Source organism: Kribbella jiaozuonensis (assembly GCF_005233875.1).
Classification (GTDB): Bacteria; Actinomycetota; Actinomycetes; order Propionibacteriales; family Kribbellaceae; genus Kribbella; species Kribbella jiaozuonensis.
Genome location: NZ_SZPZ01000005.1, coordinates 507,090 through 523,956, shown reverse-complemented (window position 1 = coordinate 523,956; position 16,867 = coordinate 507,090). Strand labels below are relative to the sequence as shown.

The 16,867-nt window shown below is 67.6% G+C and carries 23 protein-coding genes; 7 read left to right on the top strand and 16 right to left on the bottom strand.

Features of this window, described 5'->3' with window-relative positions; genetic code table 11:
• Together FDA38_RS34645 and FDA38_RS34640 are read right to left on the bottom strand one after the other, a co-directional pair.
• A complete protein-coding gene (locus FDA38_RS34645; protein WP_137258386.1) occupies positions 1-321 on the bottom strand; it encodes a DMT family transporter in 321 nt (106 codons plus the stop codon).
• Entirely contained in the window at positions 321-926 is a 606-nt protein-coding gene (locus FDA38_RS34640; RefSeq protein WP_137258385.1) for a flavodoxin family protein, read from the bottom strand. The genes FDA38_RS34645 and FDA38_RS34640 overlap by 1 nt, the downstream gene beginning before the upstream one ends.
• A 40-nt stretch (positions 927-966) precedes the next feature.
• Between FDA38_RS34640 and FDA38_RS34635 the strand changes: the two genes are divergently transcribed.
• A complete protein-coding gene (locus FDA38_RS34635) occupies positions 967-1,620 on the top strand; it encodes a TetR/AcrR family transcriptional regulator (RefSeq protein WP_137258384.1) in 654 nt (217 codons plus the stop codon).
• 6 nt (positions 1,621-1,626) lie between these two features.
• On the opposite strand, the gene FDA38_RS34630 is transcribed toward FDA38_RS34635, so the two are convergent.
• Together FDA38_RS34630 and xseA are read right to left on the bottom strand one after the other, a co-directional pair.
• On the bottom strand, positions 1,627-1,842 hold the full coding sequence (locus FDA38_RS34630; RefSeq protein WP_137258383.1) for an exodeoxyribonuclease VII small subunit: 216 nt from the start codon (positions 1,840-1,842) through the stop codon (positions 1,627-1,629).
• A complete protein-coding gene (xseA, locus tag FDA38_RS34625; protein ID WP_137258382.1) occupies positions 1,839-3,053 on the bottom strand; it encodes an exodeoxyribonuclease VII large subunit in 1,215 nt (404 codons plus the stop codon). The genes FDA38_RS34630 and xseA overlap by 4 nt, the downstream gene beginning before the upstream one ends.
• 46 nt (positions 3,054-3,099) lie before the next feature.
• On the opposite strand from xseA, the gene FDA38_RS34620 reads away from it, so the two are divergent.
• Together FDA38_RS34620 and FDA38_RS34615 are read left to right on the top strand one after the other, a co-directional pair.
• The gene (locus tag FDA38_RS34620; protein ID WP_137258381.1) at positions 3,100-3,597 is read left to right on the top strand and encodes an HAD domain-containing protein; all 498 of its coding nucleotides are present in this window, start codon (positions 3,100-3,102) and stop codon (positions 3,595-3,597) included.
• A gap of 117 nt (positions 3,598-3,714) precedes the next feature.
• Positions 3,715-4,755 (top strand): 4-hydroxy-3-methylbut-2-enyl diphosphate reductase, encoded by a 1,041-nt coding sequence (locus tag FDA38_RS34615; protein ID WP_137258380.1) that lies wholly within the window; start codon positions 3,715-3,717, stop codon positions 4,753-4,755.
• On the opposite strand, the gene FDA38_RS34610 is transcribed toward FDA38_RS34615, so the two are convergent.
• The 3 genes from FDA38_RS34610 to FDA38_RS34600 form a co-directional block, all read right to left on the bottom strand.
• Positions 4,748-5,386 carry a hypothetical protein gene (locus FDA38_RS34610; RefSeq protein WP_137258379.1) on the bottom strand — a complete coding sequence of 213 codons (639 nt, stop codon included), beginning with the start codon at positions 5,384-5,386 and terminating at the stop codon, positions 4,748-4,750. The genes FDA38_RS34615 and FDA38_RS34610 overlap by 8 nt on opposite strands.
• 3 nt (positions 5,387-5,389) lie before the next feature.
• Complete coding sequence (locus FDA38_RS34605; RefSeq protein ID WP_137258378.1) at positions 5,390-5,908, bottom strand: SigE family RNA polymerase sigma factor; 519 nt, start codon at positions 5,906-5,908, stop codon at positions 5,390-5,392.
• Positions 5,909-6,001: 93 nt separating this feature from the next.
• Complete coding sequence (locus tag FDA38_RS34600; RefSeq protein ID WP_137258377.1) at positions 6,002-6,400, bottom strand: winged helix-turn-helix transcriptional regulator; 399 nt, start codon at positions 6,398-6,400, stop codon at positions 6,002-6,004.
• Positions 6,401-6,475: 75 nt separating this feature from the next.
• Here FDA38_RS34600 and FDA38_RS34595 point away from each other — a divergent pair, with 75 nt between their 5' ends.
• On the top strand, positions 6,476-7,084 hold the full coding sequence (locus FDA38_RS34595; protein WP_137258376.1) for an NAD(P)-dependent oxidoreductase: 609 nt from the start codon (positions 6,476-6,478) through the stop codon (positions 7,082-7,084).
• Here FDA38_RS34595 and FDA38_RS34590 read toward each other — a convergent pair.
• The 9 genes from FDA38_RS34590 to FDA38_RS34550 form a co-directional block, all read right to left on the bottom strand.
• Positions 7,068-8,183 carry an aromatic ring-hydroxylating oxygenase subunit alpha gene (locus FDA38_RS34590; RefSeq protein WP_137258375.1) on the bottom strand — a complete coding sequence of 372 codons (1,116 nt, stop codon included), beginning with the start codon at positions 8,181-8,183 and terminating at the stop codon, positions 7,068-7,070. The two genes, FDA38_RS34595 and FDA38_RS34590, sit on opposite strands and share 17 nt — an antisense overlap.
• A gap of 7 nt (positions 8,184-8,190) precedes the next feature.
• Entirely contained in the window at positions 8,191-8,640 is a 450-nt protein-coding gene (locus FDA38_RS34585) for an SRPBCC domain-containing protein (RefSeq protein WP_137258374.1), read from the bottom strand.
• A complete protein-coding gene (locus FDA38_RS34580) occupies positions 8,637-8,975 on the bottom strand; it encodes an ArsR/SmtB family transcription factor (RefSeq protein WP_137258373.1) in 339 nt (112 codons plus the stop codon). Before FDA38_RS34580 ends, FDA38_RS34585 begins: the two co-directional genes overlap by 4 nt.
• 40 nt (positions 8,976-9,015) lie before the next feature.
• The gene (locus tag FDA38_RS34575; RefSeq protein ID WP_137258372.1) at positions 9,016-10,188 is read right to left on the bottom strand and encodes a glycoside hydrolase family 64 protein; all 1,173 of its coding nucleotides are present in this window, start codon (positions 10,186-10,188) and stop codon (positions 9,016-9,018) included.
• 122 nt (positions 10,189-10,310) lie between these two features.
• Entirely contained in the window at positions 10,311-10,850 is a 540-nt protein-coding gene (locus FDA38_RS34570) for a DinB family protein (protein WP_137258371.1), read from the bottom strand.
• 46 nt (positions 10,851-10,896) lie between these two features.
• Positions 10,897-12,066: a DNA recombination protein RmuC gene (locus FDA38_RS34565; protein WP_137258370.1), complete on the bottom strand. Its 1,170-nt coding sequence runs from the start codon at positions 12,064-12,066 to the stop codon at positions 10,897-10,899.
• A gap of 40 nt (positions 12,067-12,106) precedes the next feature.
• The gene (locus tag FDA38_RS34560) at positions 12,107-13,105 is read right to left on the bottom strand and encodes a methyltransferase (RefSeq protein ID WP_137258369.1); all 999 of its coding nucleotides are present in this window, start codon (positions 13,103-13,105) and stop codon (positions 12,107-12,109) included.
• Between the two features lie 23 nt (positions 13,106-13,128).
• Positions 13,129-13,902 (bottom strand): polysaccharide deacetylase family protein, encoded by a 774-nt coding sequence (locus FDA38_RS34555; protein WP_137258368.1) that lies wholly within the window; start codon positions 13,900-13,902, stop codon positions 13,129-13,131.
• An 80-nt stretch (positions 13,903-13,982) separates the two neighbouring features.
• Positions 13,983-14,849 (bottom strand): DUF817 domain-containing protein, encoded by an 867-nt coding sequence (locus FDA38_RS34550; RefSeq protein WP_233715104.1) that lies wholly within the window; start codon positions 14,847-14,849, stop codon positions 13,983-13,985.
• A 66-nt stretch (positions 14,850-14,915) separates the two neighbouring features.
• Here FDA38_RS34550 and FDA38_RS34545 point away from each other — a divergent pair, with 66 nt between their 5' ends.
• From FDA38_RS34545 to FDA38_RS34535, 3 genes are read left to right on the top strand one after another with little or no spacing between them, the layout of a single operon-like run.
• A complete protein-coding gene (locus tag FDA38_RS34545) occupies positions 14,916-15,446 on the top strand; it encodes a GNAT family N-acetyltransferase (protein ID WP_137258367.1) in 531 nt (176 codons plus the stop codon).
• Between the two features lie 43 nt (positions 15,447-15,489).
• Positions 15,490-16,566: a redox-regulated ATPase YchF gene (gene ychF / locus FDA38_RS34540; protein ID WP_137258366.1), complete on the top strand. Its 1,077-nt coding sequence runs from the start codon at positions 15,490-15,492 to the stop codon at positions 16,564-16,566.
• Positions 16,567-16,577: 11 nt separating this feature from the next.
• A complete protein-coding gene (locus FDA38_RS34535; protein WP_137258365.1) occupies positions 16,578-16,847 on the top strand; it encodes a hypothetical protein in 270 nt (89 codons plus the stop codon).
• Positions 16,848-16,867 lie beyond the last annotated feature (20 nt).

Here is a 16,867-nt window from a genome sequence, read left to right as displayed (position 1 = left end):
CTACTCCGCCCCGGCCAGGCGGAGGCCGACGACGCCGGCGACGATCAGCGCGATGCAACCGATGCGCGCCGGGGTGGCGGGCTCGTTGAACAGGATGATCCCGAGCGTCACCACCCCGACCGATCCGAGCCCGGTCCAGATCGCGTACGCCGTACCGACCGGGAGCCGATCGAGCGTCTTCGCGAGCAGCACCACCGAGATCACGCCGAACACGAGCACGCCGACCGTCGGCCACAACCGGCTGAACCCCTCGCTCGGCTTCAAACTCAACGCAAACGCGATCTCGAACGCAGCCGCGGCCAGCAACACAAGCCACGCCATCAGGCAGCCACTGCTCCCCGCAGGTGTCGGTGGGTCACCTGCGCGACACGGGCGCCGAGCGCGGCCGCCGTACGAAGGTCCGTCGCCGGCGGGGCCTTCTCGGCTGACAGATCCGCGTCGGACTGCGCCATCGCGCCCATCCAGCTGCCGAGGCGGTTGAGGTCCTCGATGCTGGCCGTGCTCTCCGCCCAGCCCGGGTAGATGTCCAGCCCGACCCAGATCATCCCGTGCTGCGCCGCGAACACGGCCAGGTCGACCAGGCTGTTCAGCTTGTCGCCCGACATCGCCTTGGAGTTGGTGAACCCGGCGGCGATCTTGTCCCGCCAGCCGAGGTCGGCCGCCCAGATCCGCACGCTCTCCTCGGCGAACTTCTTGAACACCCAACTCGGACTGCCCATGTACGTCGGTGCGCCGAAGACGATCGCGTCCGCGGCGGTCAGCCGCTCCCACACCTCCTCGCTCAACTCGTCGAGCGGGACGAGCTCCGCGATGGTGCCCGGCACCGACGCGGCCCCCGCCGCCACTGCCTCGGCCTGCTTGGCGGTGTGTCCATATCCCGAGTGGTACGCAACCGCGACTGTCGCGGTGACGGGTGTCGTACTCATGTGCTTCCTCCTGAGGGCTTAGCGGACTACAGTCCGTCTCATGAACGACAGTACCGGACCGCAGTCCGCTTCACAAAGGGGTCTGCCGGTGGTGGGTGAACCGCGCCCGGAACGCGCGGACGCCCGGCGCAATCGGCTGCGCGTGCTGGAGGCGGCCGACCGGCTGTTCACCGAGCACGGGGTGAAGAACGTCTCCCTCGACGCGATCGCCGCGGAGGCAGGCGTAGGAAAGGGCACGGTCTTCCGCCGCTTCGGCGACCGCGCCGGCCTGGCGGTCGCGCTCCTGGACGAACGCGAACAAGAACTCCAGGCAAAGATCCTCACCGGCCCGCCCCCACTGGGCCCCGGCGCACCACCGCTGATCCGTGTGACGGCGTTCCTGGACGCCTATCTGGATCTCCTGGACCGCCACGTAGAACTCTTCATGGACAGCGAAAACGCCTCAGACGGCGCCCGCTACCGAATCGGCTCGTACCACCTGTGGCACCGCCACCTGTCCCACCTGATAGAAACCGCCCACCCCACCCTCGACGCCGACTACACCGCCCACGTCCTCCTGGCCCCCCTGGCCGCCGACCTCCACAACGCCCTCCGCACCCAAGGCTTCACCCTCGACCGAATGAAGTCCGGTCTGCGCGAGGTGGCAACCAGCGTGCTGACGGTCGGCGAAGCCGTTGGTGACGGCAACGAGTAGGGCGGGTTACTTGGGTTTTTCTTCGTGGGTGGTTTGGGCCTTGGTCAGGCGTTCGCGGGCGCCGTCGAGCCAGTGTTGGCAGGTGGTGGCCAGTTCTTCGCCGCGTTCCCAGAGGGCGAGGGATTCTTCGAGGGAGGTGCCGCCGGCTTCTAGTTTGCGGACTACCTCGACGAGTTCTTCGCGGGCCTGTTCGTAGGTCAGCTCGGGTCGGTCGGCGCTCACTTGTTCTCCTCGGACTTGACTTCGACCGCGAAGCGGCCGTCGGTGACGCGTGCCTGGAGCACGTCACCGGGCGCCACCTGCGCCACTTCCCGTACGGCGGTGCCATCCGCCAGCTGCAGCACGGAGTACCCGCGCTCCAGCGTCGCCTTCGGGGACAATGCCCGCACGCTGGCCAACCGGTGCGCGATGTCGTCGCTCGCGCGATCCAGCCGATGCGTCAGCGTACGGCGACTTCGCTCGATCAGTGCCGCGACCTCGTCGGAGCGTCGCTGCAGATCGGTCACAGGGGCCGCCAGGGACGGCCGCGAACGGATCGCCGCCAGCGCGTGCGTCTCGCGATCCAGCCACGACGTGATCGCCCGTAGCCCGCGCTCGCGCAGCAGTCGTACGCCGTCGAGCTCCTCGCGTACGTCGGGCACGATCCGCTTCGCCGCGTCGGTCGGCGTCGACGCGCGCAGATCCGCGACCAGGTCGAGCAGCGGCGAGTCCGGCTCGTGCCCGATCGCGCTCACGACCGGCGTACTCGTCTTCGAAACGGCGCGGATCAGCCCCTCGTCCGAGAACGGCAGCAGATCCTCGAGCGAGCCGCCGCCGCGCGCGATCACGATCACCTCGACCGAGTCGTCCGCGTCCAGCTTGCGCAGCGCGGTCATCACTTCGCCGGCCGCCGACGGACCCTGCACCGACGCGTACTCGATCCGGAACGCGACAGCCGGCCAACGCCGCTTCGCGTTCTCGAGTACGTCGCGCTCCGCCGCCGAGTCGCGCCCGCAGATCAGGCCGATCGTGTGGGGGAGGAACGGCAGCTTCTTCTTCCGGTACGGCTCGAACAGCCCCTCGGCCCCGAGCAGCTGCTTCAGCCGCTCGATCCGGGCCAGCAGCTCGCCGATGCCGACGTGACGGATCTCGCTGACGGCGAGCGCGAGCGTGCCGCGGCGGGCGAAGAAGTTCGGCTTGGCGTGCACGAGCACGCGTGAGCCGTCGTGTACCTCGACCGTCTCGAAAACCCGTCGATTGCAGGTGAACCGGAGCGAGATATCCGCGTCCGTGTCCCGCAGCGTCCCGAAAACCGTCGTCGTACCGCGCCCGATCGAGACGTCCGTCAGCTGCCCCTCGACCCACACGGCGCCGAGCTGGTTGATCCAGCCGGCAATCCCGTTCGCAATCGTGCGAACGGCCGCGGGTGCTTCCGGCGACGTCTCCAAAGCCACGCCCCAGACCCTACGGCCCGCCACCGACAAACCCTAACGTTGAGTAATGCGTCCCTTCTTGCTGTTGGATTTCGACGGCCCGCTCAACCCCCACCAGGCCGACGGAATCCCACCCGGCTACCGACAGCACGAGATCACCGAAGGCAAGAAGACGTGGCGCGTACTCCTCAATCCGCACCACGGAGCCGAGCTCAACAACCTGGCGAGCACCTTCGACCTGGTCTGGGCCACCAGCTGGGAACACGGCGCCAACCGCCTCCTCGCACCTCTCCTCGGTCTCCCCGAGCTGCCGACGATCACCTGGCCCGATCGTCGGCCGGTGCGCCGCGGCTCCTGGAAAACGCAGTACATCGCCGAGTGGACGGGCGACCGTCCGTTCGTCTGGGTGGATGACGAGGCGAAAGAGACGGAGTTCACAGGTGAGCATCAGTTGGTGTATCCCGTGGATGCGCGCATCGGTCTGACCGCAACGGATTTTGCCGCGATCCGGTTCTGGGCGGCCGGAAAATCCTTTGCGGACAAGGCGTTTCCCACGCATCCTTGACGTGCTGGTAACACCTCCCACGGGGGAGCCGTCCGGACAGGGCGGACGGCTCCTCGACTTCCGACGGTGCTGGCGGTCCGTTGTGCGGATCCGGCGGCGTTAATCCCGGCCCGTACCATGGGGATCGTGACTGCCCAACCTGAGAAGATCGGTACGACGACCGCTGTGGAGACCAAGCGGGTGCTGCTTGCGGCGCCGCGGGGGTACTGCGCGGGCGTGGATCGGGCCGTGGTGGCGGTCGAGAAGGCGCTCGATCTGTACGGGCCGCCGGTGTACGTCCGCAAGGAGATCGTGCACAACAAGTACGTCGTCCAGACGCTGCAGAAGCGTGGCGCGATCTTCGTCGACGAGACCGTCGAGGTGCCGGAGGGGGAGACGGTCATCTTCTCCGCGCACGGCGTCGCCCCGATCGTGCACGAGGAGGCGGCCGCGCGGCAGTTGAAGACGATCGACGCGACCTGCCCGCTGGTGACCAAGGTCCACCACGAGGCGAAGCGATTCGCCGCGACCGACTACGACATCCTGCTGATCGGCCACGAGGGCCACGAGGAGGTCATCGGCACCTCCGGCGAGGCCCCGGAGCACGTGCACCTGGTCGACGGGCCTGACGACGTACCCAACGTCACCGTCCGTGATCCCGAGAAGGTCGTCTGGCTGTCGCAGACCACGCTCTCCGTCGACGAGACGATGGAGACGGTACGCCGCCTGCGCGAGCGGTTCCCGAGCTTGCAGGACCCGCCGAGCGACGACATCTGCTACGCCACGCAGAACCGCCAGGCCGCGGTGAAGAAGCTTGCCCCGGAGGCCGACCTGATGATCGTTGTCGGCTCCCGCAACTCGTCGAACTCGGTCCGCCTGGTCGAGGTCGCGGTCGAGCACGGCGCCAAGGCCGGCTACCTGGTCGACTACGCCGACGAGATCGACGAGGCCTGGCTCGAGGGCGTCGACTCGGTCGGCGTCAGCAGCGGCGCGAGCGTTCCGGAGGTGCTCGTCCGCGACGTACTGCGCTGGCTGGCCGAGCGCGGCTACGCCGACGTGCAGGAGATCACCACCGCGGAGGAGAGCCTCACCTTCGCCCTCCCCCGCGACCTCCGCACCGACCTGAAGGCCGCCGGCCTCCCCACCACCGGCACCTCCGACCACGCCTGGACTATCTGACCACCAACTGCGTGGTCGCGGTCGTCGGGAACCAGCCCTTCGTGCCGCAGTAGCGGATCGTGTAGGTGAACTTGTAGGTCCCCGGTTTCGTGTACACGTGCGTCTCCGGGATCACGTACGTCTCGGACCCGACCGTCAGTTTCTTCCGGGTGCAATCGATCGCGCCGCCGTCGGAGCCGCCCGGCATGCCCTCGCCGAAGCTGTAGTCCGTGCCCCCGGACAGGTTCATGAACGAGTCCTCGGACAGCAGCGTGCCCTCGGGGATTGCCGTCGGGACGAATGCCTTGCCGGACAGCGCGACGGTCATCGTCACCGTTCGGCCCTTGATCGTGGGCTTGAGCGCGACCTTGATCGGTGGCGGTGGTTTCGGGGCGGCGGTGGGCGGGCCGGTGATGACGGATTTCGGGGCGCCTGGGGTGTTGGTGATCGGCGGAGCGCCGCCGATGTTCGTGACGTTGCCTAGGGCAAGGGTGATTGCGACGGCGCCGGCCGCGGCGACGGTGATCACCCCGGCGGTACGGCGTCGGCGTACCGTGCGGACGCGGGCGAACACAGCCTCGCTCGGTACGGCGCTGGGCGGCGGCGGGTCCGCGACGAGCTGCTCGAACCGGGTCTTCAGGTCTTCGGTCATGACTCAGCCCTCCTTCTGGGCAGGGGCGGAGACGGCGGCGACCAGGTGATGCTCGCGGAGCTTGGCCAGTCCGCGGGACACGTTGCTCTTCACGGTGCCGAGCGAGCAGCCCATGATCTGGGCGATCTCGGCCTCAGGCAGGTCCTCGAAGTACCGCAGGACCAGAGTCGCGCGAGTACGGCGGGGGAGCGTGGCGAGTGCCCGGAGCAACAAGTCGCGGTCGTCGACGACGCCGTACTCAGAGGGCGACTCGGGCTCGGGGAGATGCTCGGTCGGCGTCTCACCCTTCCATTTGCGCCGCCACCATTGGGTGCTGGTGTTGACCATGACTGTGCGGGTGTAGCTCTCCAGCGCGTTCCCGCTGCGCAACGAGTTGCGGTGGAACCACACCTTGGCGAGTGAGGTCTGCACCAGGTCCTCGGCCAGATGCCACTCTCCGGTCAGCAGATACCCGAACCGTTGCAACGCCGTGAACCGTCCGTCCACGAAGTCCGCGAACTCCCGATCCCGTCCTGGATCCATCCCACACCCCTTGTCTCATCCCGGTCAGGAGTGTGATGAGGCAAGGGTTCCGAAAGGTTGAGCTGTAATCCGACGGAGCGGAGCTTGTGATGTTCAGACCGAGGCGTCGTACTGCGCCTGGGCCTCGGTGATGGCCGCCAGGTGGTCCTCGGCCCAGGTGCTGACCGCGGTGATGGGGGCGATCAGCGACTCGCCGAGCGGCGTGAGGGCGTAGACCACCCGCGGCGGCACCTCGGCGAAGACCTCGCGGGTGACCAGACCGTCGCGCTCGAGGCGGCGCAGGGTCTGGGTGAGTACCTTGGGCGCGACCGCGCCGATGCCGTCGCGCAGCTGGGTGAACCTCATCGGGCCGTGCTGCAGCCGCAGCACCGCCAGGACCGTCCACTTGTCGCCGATGCGATCGAGGACGAGGCGCGTCCCGCAGTTCGGATCGGAGAGGTTGCCGCCGGGCCTGGAGAGCTCGTCGAGGTCGTGTCTCCCATTAGTAACCACAAGGTACTTATAGCACGTTGAAGTAGCCAGTTACCAATAGATACCGTTGCGGCGATCGCAGACGAGAGGACAACGATGAAGATCGCGGTGTACGGAGCAAGTGGCATGGTCGGGAGCCGGGTTGCGGCCGAGGCGGTGAGCCGCGGCCACGAGGTCACCGGCGTCACCCGGTCCGGCGGTGAGTTGCCGGCCGACGTCCGCGCGGTGCAGGCGAACGCCGACGACATCGCGTCGGCCAAGGAACTGGCGGCCGAATCCGACGCGCTCGTCGCGGCGATCGGGCCGAGCCGGACCGGCGGCGACCACCAGGAGTACCTCGACGCGGTCGACAACCTGATCATCGCGGTACAGGGCACATCGACCCGGCTGATCGTGGTCGGCGGCGCCGGCAGCTTGGTTGTCAACGGCAACCGTGTGGTGGACGGGCCGGACTTCCCGGCCGAGCACAAGGGTGAGGCGCTGACGGTCTCGCAGGCGCTCGAGAGCCTGCGCGCGAGCGACGCGAACTGGACGATGCTGTCCCCGGCGTTCGTGATCGCTCCGGGCGAGCGCACCGGCGTCTTCCGTCTCAGCCTGGACGAGCCGGTCGGTGATCACATCTCCGCCGAGGACTACGCCGTTGCCCTGATCAACGAACTCGAGACCCCGGCGCACATCCAGAAGCGCTTCACGCTGGGGTACTGAGCGGTTTGCCGAGGTAGCCGCGGGCCAGCATCGTCACCCACTGGTAGACCGCGTCCTCCGCAGGGGCCAGCGGTCCCGGGCGGAAGTGCGGGGATTCGGCGCCGCGCTGGACCGATTCGCAGGCGGCCCAGTCCTCGCGGTTGGTGATGTCCCAGAACTGCACGGCGTACGACGGGTCCTTCACCTCGGGGCGGAAGTACCACGAGCACTCGATCGCGGTCAGGCTCGGCGTACGTGGCTCCATGCGATGGGTCATCACGTAGTCGGGGTGCAGCGAGATCAGCAGGTTGGGGAACAGGCCGAGATAGTTGACCCGTCGCGGGTCGACGCCGTCGATCATGACGCCATGGGACCGGCCGTCGAGTGACATCGTCTCGGCGTCCGGTCGCAGATCCATCAGCCCGCCGACCCACGCGCCGGGCAGGTTCCAGTTGTCGCCCGACGAGGGCGGCGAGACCTTGCACAGTTCGGGATGGATCAGCGGGCAGTGGTAGCACTCGTGGTAGTTCTCCACGATCGTCTTCCAGTTCGACGCCACGTCGTACGCGTGCCGGGCCTTCAGAACAAGGGTTTCCGGCCCGTACGGCGCGACCAGTTCGGTCAGCCCGCCGACGTGATCCGCGAACGACGTCGCCGTACCGGTCGCGTTCACGAACAGCCAGCCCTGCCATACCTCGGCCGGCAGCTCGACCAGACCATACGGTTTGGTATGGAAGGAGTCGCCCATCCGCGGAGCGGTCTTCACCGAGCCGTCGAGCTCGTACGACCACCCGTGGTACGGACACACGACGGCCCGTCGATCGCTGGTCTCGTCCCGCTGCAGCAACTCGTGACCGCGATGCCGGCACGTGTTCGCGAACGCCCGCGGCCGCTCGCCGAACGTCACGATGGTCGCGATATCGCCGACGGTCACCTCGCGGTACGTCGTACCGTCGGCCAACTCGTCGACGCGGCCGAGGCAGGTCCACGTCCCGGCGAAGAAGTGCCGGCGTTCCCAGGCGAGTACGGCGGGATCGGTGTACGCCTCGCGCGGCAGCATGACCGATTCACCATGCGGCCGCAGCGAAGCCTCCAGAGCACGGGCGTCAAGCGGAGTCATCTCCCAACTATCGGGCGAACTCCACATACTTGCCCAGCACGTAGTCCCAGCCCGTGTCGTAGCCCACGCGAGCCCGGGCGCCGTCGCCGCGACGTTCCCAGCCCGAGTGCACGAGTTGTACTTCGGTGCCGTCGCCGGACGGCGTGAACGTGACGGTCACCTGACCGGCCTCGGCCGGATCGCCGCCCGGGTGCCAGCTGAAGCCGACCGTGGTCGGCGGGTCCCAGTCCGACACCGTGCCCCAGGTCGCGAGCTCGCCCTCGGCGCCGTACTCGACGATGCGGCCGCCGACAGCGCCTTCCATCCGTACTTCGTTCGCCGCCGCCTCGCCGACCGAGTGGCTGAACAGCGGCCACCACGCCGACGTCTCCGCAGTGAATGCCTCGAACGCCCGCTCGACGCCGACCGGCACGACAACGGTCTTCACCAGCGGCGAGATGTCTTGCTCCACACTCATGTCCGTTCCTCCTCGGTCCGCCTGACGTGGTCGGCGTACGCATCGAGTGCGTCGCCCCAGAACCGGTCGAGCCAGCTGCGCAGCTCGTCGAGACCGGACTGGTGGACCCGGTAGATGTTCCGGGTGCCGCGCGACTCGTGCCGCACCAGACCGACCGCCCCGAGCACCTTCAGGTGCTGCGAGATCGCGGGTCGGCTGACGGGCACGTGCTCGGCCAGAACACCGACCGAGCACGGCCCGCCGGTCCGCAGTGTCTCGAGGATCACCCGGCGCGTCGGGTCGCCGAGCGCATCCAGCACCGGGCCTGCCGCTTCGAGTGATCCGTAAGTCCCCACGAACGGTAAGCTGCCACTAACGAACCGAGGAGTCAAGCTCTCAGTTGAACGGATCGAGGATCAGGCCGGCCTGCTGCGGATTGCCGTCGTGGACGAGCGCCTCGTGGTTGCCGACGTCGTCGAAGGCGAACCCGTACGCGCGGCCGTCGGCCATCTGGGCGTGGATGTTCTTCGAGTAGTGGTTGGTGACCGCATCGGCGTAGAAGTTCGAGTCGTTGGGGTCGGGCTGGTTCGGGTTCGACAGCAGCGTGGAGCGGTTGTAGCCGGCGCACAGCGTGCGGGAGATCGGGCCGCGGACCTGGTCGTTCGGTGCGTCGAGCAGGTTGAAGCAGCCGAACACGCTGGCCGAGTCAGGCTTCTGGAACGACGTGACGACCGCGCCGGAGCTGTTCGTGAAGTTCATGACGTTGCCGGACACGCGGCCGAAGTACTTCGTGTTGGGCTGGTCGCCGAACGGCGTGACCGTCAGCGTCTCCGAGCTGTACTTCGACCAGACTCGGTTGATGTAGTCGTCCATCGCGCTCGCCGGGAGCGCGCCGGTCTCGACGCCGTACAGCGGGGAGAGTGCCCGGAGTTTCGAGCCGTCGGGTGCTGTTTGGATCAGGCCGCCCCATCCGGCCGCGGAGAGCGCGTTGTAGACGGCGTTGTATCCGCCGGCCTTGAGGTGGCCGGTCGTGTTGCCGTTGACGCTCACGGCGTACGGCGCGGAGAACATGTCGACCTGCGTGCTGTTGATCCACAGCCCGCCGTCGTTGAGCGTGTACTCCGACCAGCTGAACAAGATGTTCCGGTTGGGATCGCTCGGGTTCTGTACGGCGGGCTGCACCAGGCCGCCCGTCGTCAGTTTGAACACGAGCTTCTGGCCGTACGAGAAGTACACCCGGCCGGAGAACTTCGGCATCTGGATCGTCACGGACTGGCCGTTGCCCGGTCCCGCGATCGACCCGTCCGGCGCCGGGGTGGGTGGGTTGCCGCCGGCCGGCCAGGCGTGGAACGTGCCACTCGCATCGGCCCAGCCCTGTTGACCGGTCGCCAGGTTCGTGCCCAGGTTGTAGATGTAGACCGCGTCGCCGCGGCCCGAGTTGTTCGTGATCGTCAACGGGATCGTCGCCGGTACGGCGGCATCCGCCGGCCGGTCCGCGTGCGCCGACAGCACACCGGCCACTGTCGCGGCGGCCGCGACGACAGCCAGCATTCGTGTTCTGAACCGCATGGTTCCTCCTCACGTCGGCCCCCCGAGAGAGCGCTCTCATCGTGTCGTGAGGTGACCACCGACTGTCAACAGCCCACCACTGTCGGCTTTCCGACAGTGTGGCTGCTGCGTCGACGCGTGGGCTAGGCCTCCGGGATGCCTTCGCCGGTGAGGCCGTCGATGGATTCCCGGATCAGGTCGGCGTGGCCGGTGTGGCGGGCGTACTCCTCGATCAGGTCGACCAGGATGTAGCGCAGGCTCGGTGACTCCCCACCGCGCCCGGTCCACTGGGCCAGCTGGTCGACGCCGCCGTTGGCGAGCACCTCGGCGACCGCGGCGCGGGAGCGCTCGACGGACGCCTCCCACAACGCCATGAGCTCATCGGGCGAGTCGTCCGCCGCGCTGTGCCATTCCCAGTCCGGGTCGGCGTCCCAGTCGGCCGAGTCCCACGGCGCGCCAAGCTCCTTGCCGAGCAGTCGACGGGTGAAGTACTCGTCCTCGACCAGCGCGAGGTGTTTGAGCAATCCGCCCAGCGTCACCGTCGACGGCGGGTGCTGTTTGTTCAGCCCGGCCGAGTCCAACCCGCCGCATTTCCAGGCGAAGGTACGGCGATTGCGCTCGAGTGCTCCTACCAGCGTGTCGGCTTCGGTGCCGGCGACCGGCGGTCCGGTGAGGATGTCCATGGCGAGGAGGCTATCCGTGGTTCCGGACGATCGCCGTCCGGAACATTTACCCGGCTTGAGTAGGTGGCCAATGTCTGGTCGGCGGCGGATCCTCGATCGCCAGGAACTCGGGCGCGGTGAGTGGCCGGACGGAGGCCTCGATCGACTCCATCGCGGTCAGCTCGGACTCGGTGACGTGCAGATCGCGGAGCTTCCGGGCGGTGATGAAGACCCGACGCTCGAACGAGCCGACCGTGCCGTTGTAGGCCTCGACCGCAGACGTCAGCGAGCGACCGACCCGGCCGAGATGCTCGCCCATCGTGCTGAGCCGCTCGTACAGCTCCCGGCCGAGCTCGAACACCTGCTGAGCAGACTCGGTCAGCGCCGACTGATTCCACGCGTACGCCGCGGCTCGCAGCGTCGCGATCAGTGTCGTCGGCGTCGCCAGGATCACGCGGCGCTCAGCGGCGTACTCGAGCAGGGACGGCTCCGTGTCGAGGGCGGCGGAGAGGAACGACTCACCGGGCACGAACAGGATGACGAACTCCGGCGACGGTGACAGCCGCGTCCAATAGGCCTTCGACGACAGCTGATCGACATGCGTCCGCAGATGACGTGCGTGCGCGCGCAACCGATCCTCGCGGAACGCCTCGTCGTCGGACTCGCTCGCATCGAGGAACGCGGCCAGCGGCACCTTCGAGTCGACGACGATGTTCTTGCCCTCGGCAAGCCGCACGACCAGGTCAGGCCGCAGTACGCCGTCCTCGCCGAACGTCGTTGTCTGCTCGGTGAAGTCGCAGTGCGCGACCATGCCGGCCAGCTCGACGGTACGGCGCAGGTGCAGCTCGCCCCATCGGCCGCGGACCTGGGGTTTTCGCAGCGCAGTCGACAGCGACGCCGTCTCGCGACGTAGTGCCTCGCCGCTCATCCGCACCTCATTGACCTGTTGATGCAGCTGGCTCTGCCAGGCGGCGCGGCCCTTCTCGAGCTGATTCAGCTGCGCGTGCAGGCGATCCAGCGCGTCCTTGACGACGGCCTGCCCGCCCATCTGCTGGCCGACAGACGTCCGCTCCTGCGTCAGCTCGACCACACGATCCTCGGCCGCGTCGCGCTCAGCGGTGATCCGGGCGAGTTTGGCGCCGTCGCGCCCGCGCACCCACAACACCCCGAAGGCAGCACCCAGCAGCAGCCCCACCGCGAGGAAGAGCAACACCAACAACACCGTCGTACCGGACATGTCACTGATAGTGCCGAAGCCCACCGACAGTTTCTGCGAACTACGCCTGGTGTCGGGGTGTCGCCTCGATGATGAAGGCCAGGCTGGCGGTGGACACGATGTCCGTGAGGTCGAGGTCCGCGGCGGCGAGGAGCGCTCGGTATTCGTCCGTCGTACGTTCCCGTCCACCGGTCATGATCAGCATGTTGACGTCGGAGAAAGCGGTCGCAACGGCGTCGGGGGAGCGGTCCAGTAGTTGCTCCACCAGGAGCACGCGACCGTCGTCGGTCACGGCGCGACGGCAGGTGCGGAGGATCTCGATCGACTCGGTGTCGGCCCAGTCGTGGATCACCGACTTCAGGACCAGCATGTCGCCCGACGGAACGCTGTCGAAGAAGTTGCCTCCGACGACTGTGCAGCGGTCTGCGACTCCGGCGAGCAGGTCGCCGGCACCTGCCACCACGTCGGGCTGATCGAACAACACTCCTTCGGCTGACGGATTGTCCTCGAGGATCGCGGCCAGCAACCGACCGCGACCGCCGCCGATATCGACAACGGTGCGGCAGAGGCTGAAGTCGTACGCCGCGGCGACTGCATCGGCTACCGCATCCGACCTGGAGGTCATCGCCGCGTCGAACGCCGCCTGCTCGTCCGGATGCTTGGCGCGGTACTCCCACACCGGCTCCCCGTGCACCGCCGTGAAGGCGGTCTCGCCGGTGCGCACGCTGTCTTCGAGCCCGGCGCACGCCGCCCAGTGTGACCCTGCGCCGATGAATCGAGCCCAGCCGGCGACCGAGCGCGGCGCGTCGACCCGCAGCGCTGCGCCGAGCTCGGTGTTCGTGAAACCGTCATTGTCGGCTGTGTAGAGGCCGAGTGCGGTGAGCGCATGCATGAGCCGGCCCAGCGCCTGCTCGTCGGCGCCGGTGGCCGAGGCCAGCTCGGTCAGGCTCTTCGGGCCGGTCGCGATCAGGTCGCTGATGCCGAGCCGGGCAGCGACGTGGATCGCCTGTGTGACTTGGTAACCGGCGGCCAGGCGCTGAAGCTGCTGAGAAGCATCCATGGCGCATTGTGCGCCGGTACCGGTCAGCAGTCCATGGCTGCGAACGAGTAGCCCTGCGCCTTGAGCAGCGGGAGGACCTTGTCGAGGGCCGCGACGGTCTGCGCGCGGTTGCCGCCGCCGTCGTGCATCAGGATGACGTTGTGGTTGTGCGCGTGGGTCATGATGTTGTGCACGATCGCGTTCGTCCCGGGGCGGGCCCAATCGCGCGGGTCGACGTCCCAGAGCACCTGGACCATGCCGGCAGCCCTGATGTCAGCCCGGACCTTCGGGTTCGTGGCGCCGTACGGCGGGCGGAAGCAGGTCGACTGCGGACCGTCGAAGATCTCGTGGTGCCGCTTAGCCGCCGACAGGATGGTCAGCTGCGGGTGCGTGATCGAGTGACTGCCGATCGTGTTGCCGGCGGCAAGCACCTGCTCGCGCAGACCGGGGTGCGCGGTCTGCATCGCGCCGAGCTCGAAGAACGTTGCGTGGGCGCCGTGCTTCGCGAGCACCTGCAGGACCTTCGGGGTCCAGACCGGGTCCGGCCCGTCGTCGAAGCTGAAGAACAGCACCTTTTTGTTGCCTGTGGCAATCGCTGCGGTCGGGTTCGGCGCCGGCTTGCGCGGTGTCGACGGCGGTGCGTTCAGTGTCGGGGTATCGGTCGGTGTCGGCGACGGTGTGACGGACGCCGAGGTCTGCGTGGTCGCCGCGGCCGGCTTGGGCTGGCGTTGATGGCCGAGCGCCAGGACCAGGAGCGATCCGACGACGACGGCCAACGCGACACCGGTCGCGACGAAGGCGGCGAACTTACGCGACATGACAATGCTCCCCTTGCGGATCGGGCGGTTGTTCCCCAGCAACAGCTCCCCCTCAGGAGCCTCACACCCTTGAAGACGCCTTACCTGTCAGCATGGTTGGCGTCGTGATGTTGCGGTGCGATCTCGACTGTTGCAGCCGTGCCACGGTGGTACAGCCGGCCCTCGAGCGACTTCACGCTGGCGACCAGCACGAAGCTCATGCTGACCAGCAACGACCACGCGCCGAACTTCGCGGGGTGTACGAGATGCCACACGTTGACCTGGTCCGGGTAGTTCCACGCGTCGAGGAACGTGCCCGCGTTCTCCGCGATCCACAAGAAGAATCCGATCAGCGCGAACGAGACGGCGAGCGGCATGCGGTAGCGCCGTATGCCGACGGTGAAGAAGACCCAGGTACGGCGCAGCACGATCAGCAGGCCGAGTGCGATCGGGATGCGCAGGTCGGGCAGCCACTGATGGGTGAAGAAGTTCGCGTAGATGAGGACCGCGAAGATCGTGGTCAGGAACGGGCGGTAGTTGCTGACCCGGAGGTCGAACCGTCGCCACGCCTGACACAGGTAGCTGCCGACCGCGGCGTACATGAATCCGGCGAACAGCGGTACGCCGGCGATCTTCGTCACCGCGTCGCCCGGGTACTGCCACGAGCCGACGCGGACCTTGAACAGCTCGAGTCCGAGGCCGACCAGGTGGAACCCGAAGATCACCGCGACCTCGCGCCACGTCTCGAGACGGATCACCCAGAACAGCAGCGTCAGGCCGATGCAGTAGATCAGCAAGGCGTCGTACCGCGCGATCGGCAGGTCGACGTACTTCGAGATCGCCAGGCCCGCGAACAGGAACGCCGGGAACAGGCAGGACACCAGTTCCAGGCAGCCGAAGCGCAGGAATTGCAGGCAGGCGAACACGAAGCGTGAGGGAATCCCGATGCGATCCGTCCAAGTGGTCACAGACTGGAGACGTTGCTTGCGATCGCCTGGTTGGGACAAATAAGAACAGCCTTGGGAGGTGTCGCGATGGATCCGAAGGTTGTGTACGAGACCGACCGGCTTGTGGTGCGCGATTGGGTGGACACGGACGGGGACCGGGTGTTCGACATCTACCGGCGGTGGGAGGTCTCGCGCTGGCTGGGCGCTGCGCCGCGGGTGATGACGGACCGGGACGCGGCCGGACGGACGATCCAGCGGTGGAACGAGCGCAACCGCGATACGACGTACGGCGTCTGGGCGGTCGAGGAGCGGCTGACCGGGACGGTCGCGGGGACTGTATTACTCGCGCCGCTGCCCGAGCCGTCGGACGGAAGCACGAGCCGCGGGGAGGTCGAGGTCGGCTGGCATTTCCACCCGGACGCGTGGGGCCGCGGGCTGGCGACCGAGTCGGCGCGGGGCGCGATCTCGCACGGGTTCAAGGCGGGAGTGGGCGAGATCTACGCCGTGGTCAGGCCGGACAATGTGGCGTCGCTGGCCGTGTGTGGGCGGCTGGGGATGCGCTCGCTCGGCCGAGTGGATCGTTGGTACGGCGCCTCCCTGGAGGCCTACGTCACCTGACGGATTGGGGTACTTCGGGCTTCGCCGCGTAACCTTGACGCCCGTGGCACTCACCATCGGAATCGTCGGGCTCCCCAATGCGGGCAAGTCCACCCTGTTCAACGCGCTGACCAAGAACGACGTGCTCGCCGCGAACTACCCGTTCGCGACCATCGAGCCGAACGTCGGGGTGGTCGGCGTACCGGATGCACGGCTGGGCAAGCTGGCCGAGCTGTACTCGTCCGCGAAGGTGATTCCAGCCACCGTGCAGTTCGTCGACATCGCCGGCATCGTCCGGGGCGCGTCGGAGGGTGAGGGGCTGGGCAACAAGTTCCTCAGCCACATCCGCGAGTCGGACGCGATCTGCCAGGTCACCCGGGTGTTCCGCGACGACGACGTCACCCACGTCGACGGCAAGGTCTCGCCGTCCGACGACATCTCCACGATCCAGACCGAGCTGATCCTCGCCGACCTGCAGACCGTCGAGAAGGCGATCCCGCGGCTGGAGAAGGAAGCCCGGCTGAAGAAGGAGTCGGTCGCCGTACTCGACGCGGTCCGGGAGGCGCAGAAGCACCTCGAGGCCGGTACGCCGATCATCGCGACCGACGTGGACCGCGACGCGATCCGCGAACTGATGCTGATGACCGCCAAGCCGTACCTGTACGTCTTCAACTGCGACGCCGACGAACTCGCCGACGAGTCGTTGAAGCAGCAGATGCGGGATCTGGTAGCGCCGGCCGAGGCGATCTTCCTCGACGCGAAGTTCGAGGCCGAGCTGGTCGAGCTCGGTGACGAGGACGAGGCCCGCGAGATGCTCTCCGAAATGGGCATCGAGGAGCCGGGTCTCGACGTACTGGCCCGCGTCGGCTTCGACACGCTCGGCCTGCAGACGTACCTGACGGCCGGCCCGAAGGAATCCCGGGCGTGGACGATCAAGCGCGGCGCCACTGCGCCCGAGGCGGCCGGCGTCATCCACACCGACTTCCAGCGCGGCTTCATCAAGGCCGAAATCGTCTCGTACGACGACCTGATGGAAGCCGGCTCCATGAACGCGGCGCGCTCCGCCGGCAAGGTCCGCATGGAGGGCAAGGACTACATCATGCAGGACGGCGACGTCGTGGAGTTCCGCTTCAACGTGTAGGACTTACGGACATGGCAGACCTGCAGCAGTTCGAAGACGCCTACGACCGCGCCGAAGCGGCGTACATCGATGGTTTGCGTGCGGATCTTCCTAGGGCGAAGCTGGCGGATTTGGCGGGCGCGGTCGCGGCCGCCGCGGCCGAGTTCAACACCGAGGCCTATCGTGCCTTTCACAGCGCGTCCGGAGATGACCGCGAAGAGCTCGACCGGCTGACCGACCTGACCGAGACCCTCGGTGAGCTCTGGACCGATATTCACACTGCCTACCAGGGCCTGTCCTGATCCTGCCAGTGAGAGAAGAT

Excerpts from the sequence above, each read along its gene's own strand:
- FDA38_RS34645 (WP_137258386.1), bottom strand. The coding sequence starts at position 321 with ATGGCGTGGCTTGTGTTGCTGGCCGCGGCTGCGTTCGAGATCGCGTTT.
- FDA38_RS34640 (WP_137258385.1), bottom strand. The coding sequence starts at position 926 with ATGAGTACGACACCCGTCACCGCGACAGTCGCGGTTGCGTACCACTCG.
- FDA38_RS34635 (WP_137258384.1), top strand. The coding sequence starts at position 967 with ATGAACGACAGTACCGGACCGCAGTCCGCTTCACAAAGGGGTCTGCCG.
- FDA38_RS34620 (WP_137258381.1), top strand. The coding sequence starts at position 3,100 with ATGCGTCCCTTCTTGCTGTTGGATTTCGACGGCCCGCTCAACCCCCAC.
- FDA38_RS34615 (WP_137258380.1), top strand. The coding sequence starts at position 3,715 with ATGGGGATCGTGACTGCCCAACCTGAGAAGATCGGTACGACGACCGCT.
- FDA38_RS34610 (WP_137258379.1), bottom strand. The coding sequence starts at position 5,386 with ATGACCGAAGACCTGAAGACCCGGTTCGAGCAGCTCGTCGCGGACCCG.
- FDA38_RS34605 (WP_137258378.1), bottom strand. The coding sequence starts at position 5,908 with ATGGATCCAGGACGGGATCGGGAGTTCGCGGACTTCGTGGACGGACGG.
- FDA38_RS34595 (WP_137258376.1), top strand. The coding sequence starts at position 6,476 with ATGAAGATCGCGGTGTACGGAGCAAGTGGCATGGTCGGGAGCCGGGTT.
- FDA38_RS34590 (WP_137258375.1), bottom strand. The coding sequence starts at position 8,183 with ATGACTCCGCTTGACGCCCGTGCTCTGGAGGCTTCGCTGCGGCCGCAT.
- FDA38_RS34585 (WP_137258374.1), bottom strand. The coding sequence starts at position 8,640 with ATGAGTGTGGAGCAAGACATCTCGCCGCTGGTGAAGACCGTTGTCGTG.
- FDA38_RS34575 (WP_137258372.1), bottom strand. The coding sequence starts at position 10,188 with ATGCGGTTCAGAACACGAATGCTGGCTGTCGTCGCGGCCGCCGCGACA.
- FDA38_RS34570 (WP_137258371.1), bottom strand. The coding sequence starts at position 10,850 with ATGGACATCCTCACCGGACCGCCGGTCGCCGGCACCGAAGCCGACACG.
- FDA38_RS34565 (WP_137258370.1), bottom strand. The coding sequence starts at position 12,066 with ATGTCCGGTACGACGGTGTTGTTGGTGTTGCTCTTCCTCGCGGTGGGG.
- FDA38_RS34560 (WP_137258369.1), bottom strand. The coding sequence starts at position 13,105 with ATGGATGCTTCTCAGCAGCTTCAGCGCCTGGCCGCCGGTTACCAAGTC.
- FDA38_RS34555 (WP_137258368.1), bottom strand. The coding sequence starts at position 13,902 with ATGTCGCGTAAGTTCGCCGCCTTCGTCGCGACCGGTGTCGCGTTGGCC.
- FDA38_RS34545 (WP_137258367.1), top strand. The coding sequence starts at position 14,916 with ATGGATCCGAAGGTTGTGTACGAGACCGACCGGCTTGTGGTGCGCGAT.
- FDA38_RS34535 (WP_137258365.1), top strand. The coding sequence starts at position 16,578 with ATGGCAGACCTGCAGCAGTTCGAAGACGCCTACGACCGCGCCGAAGCG.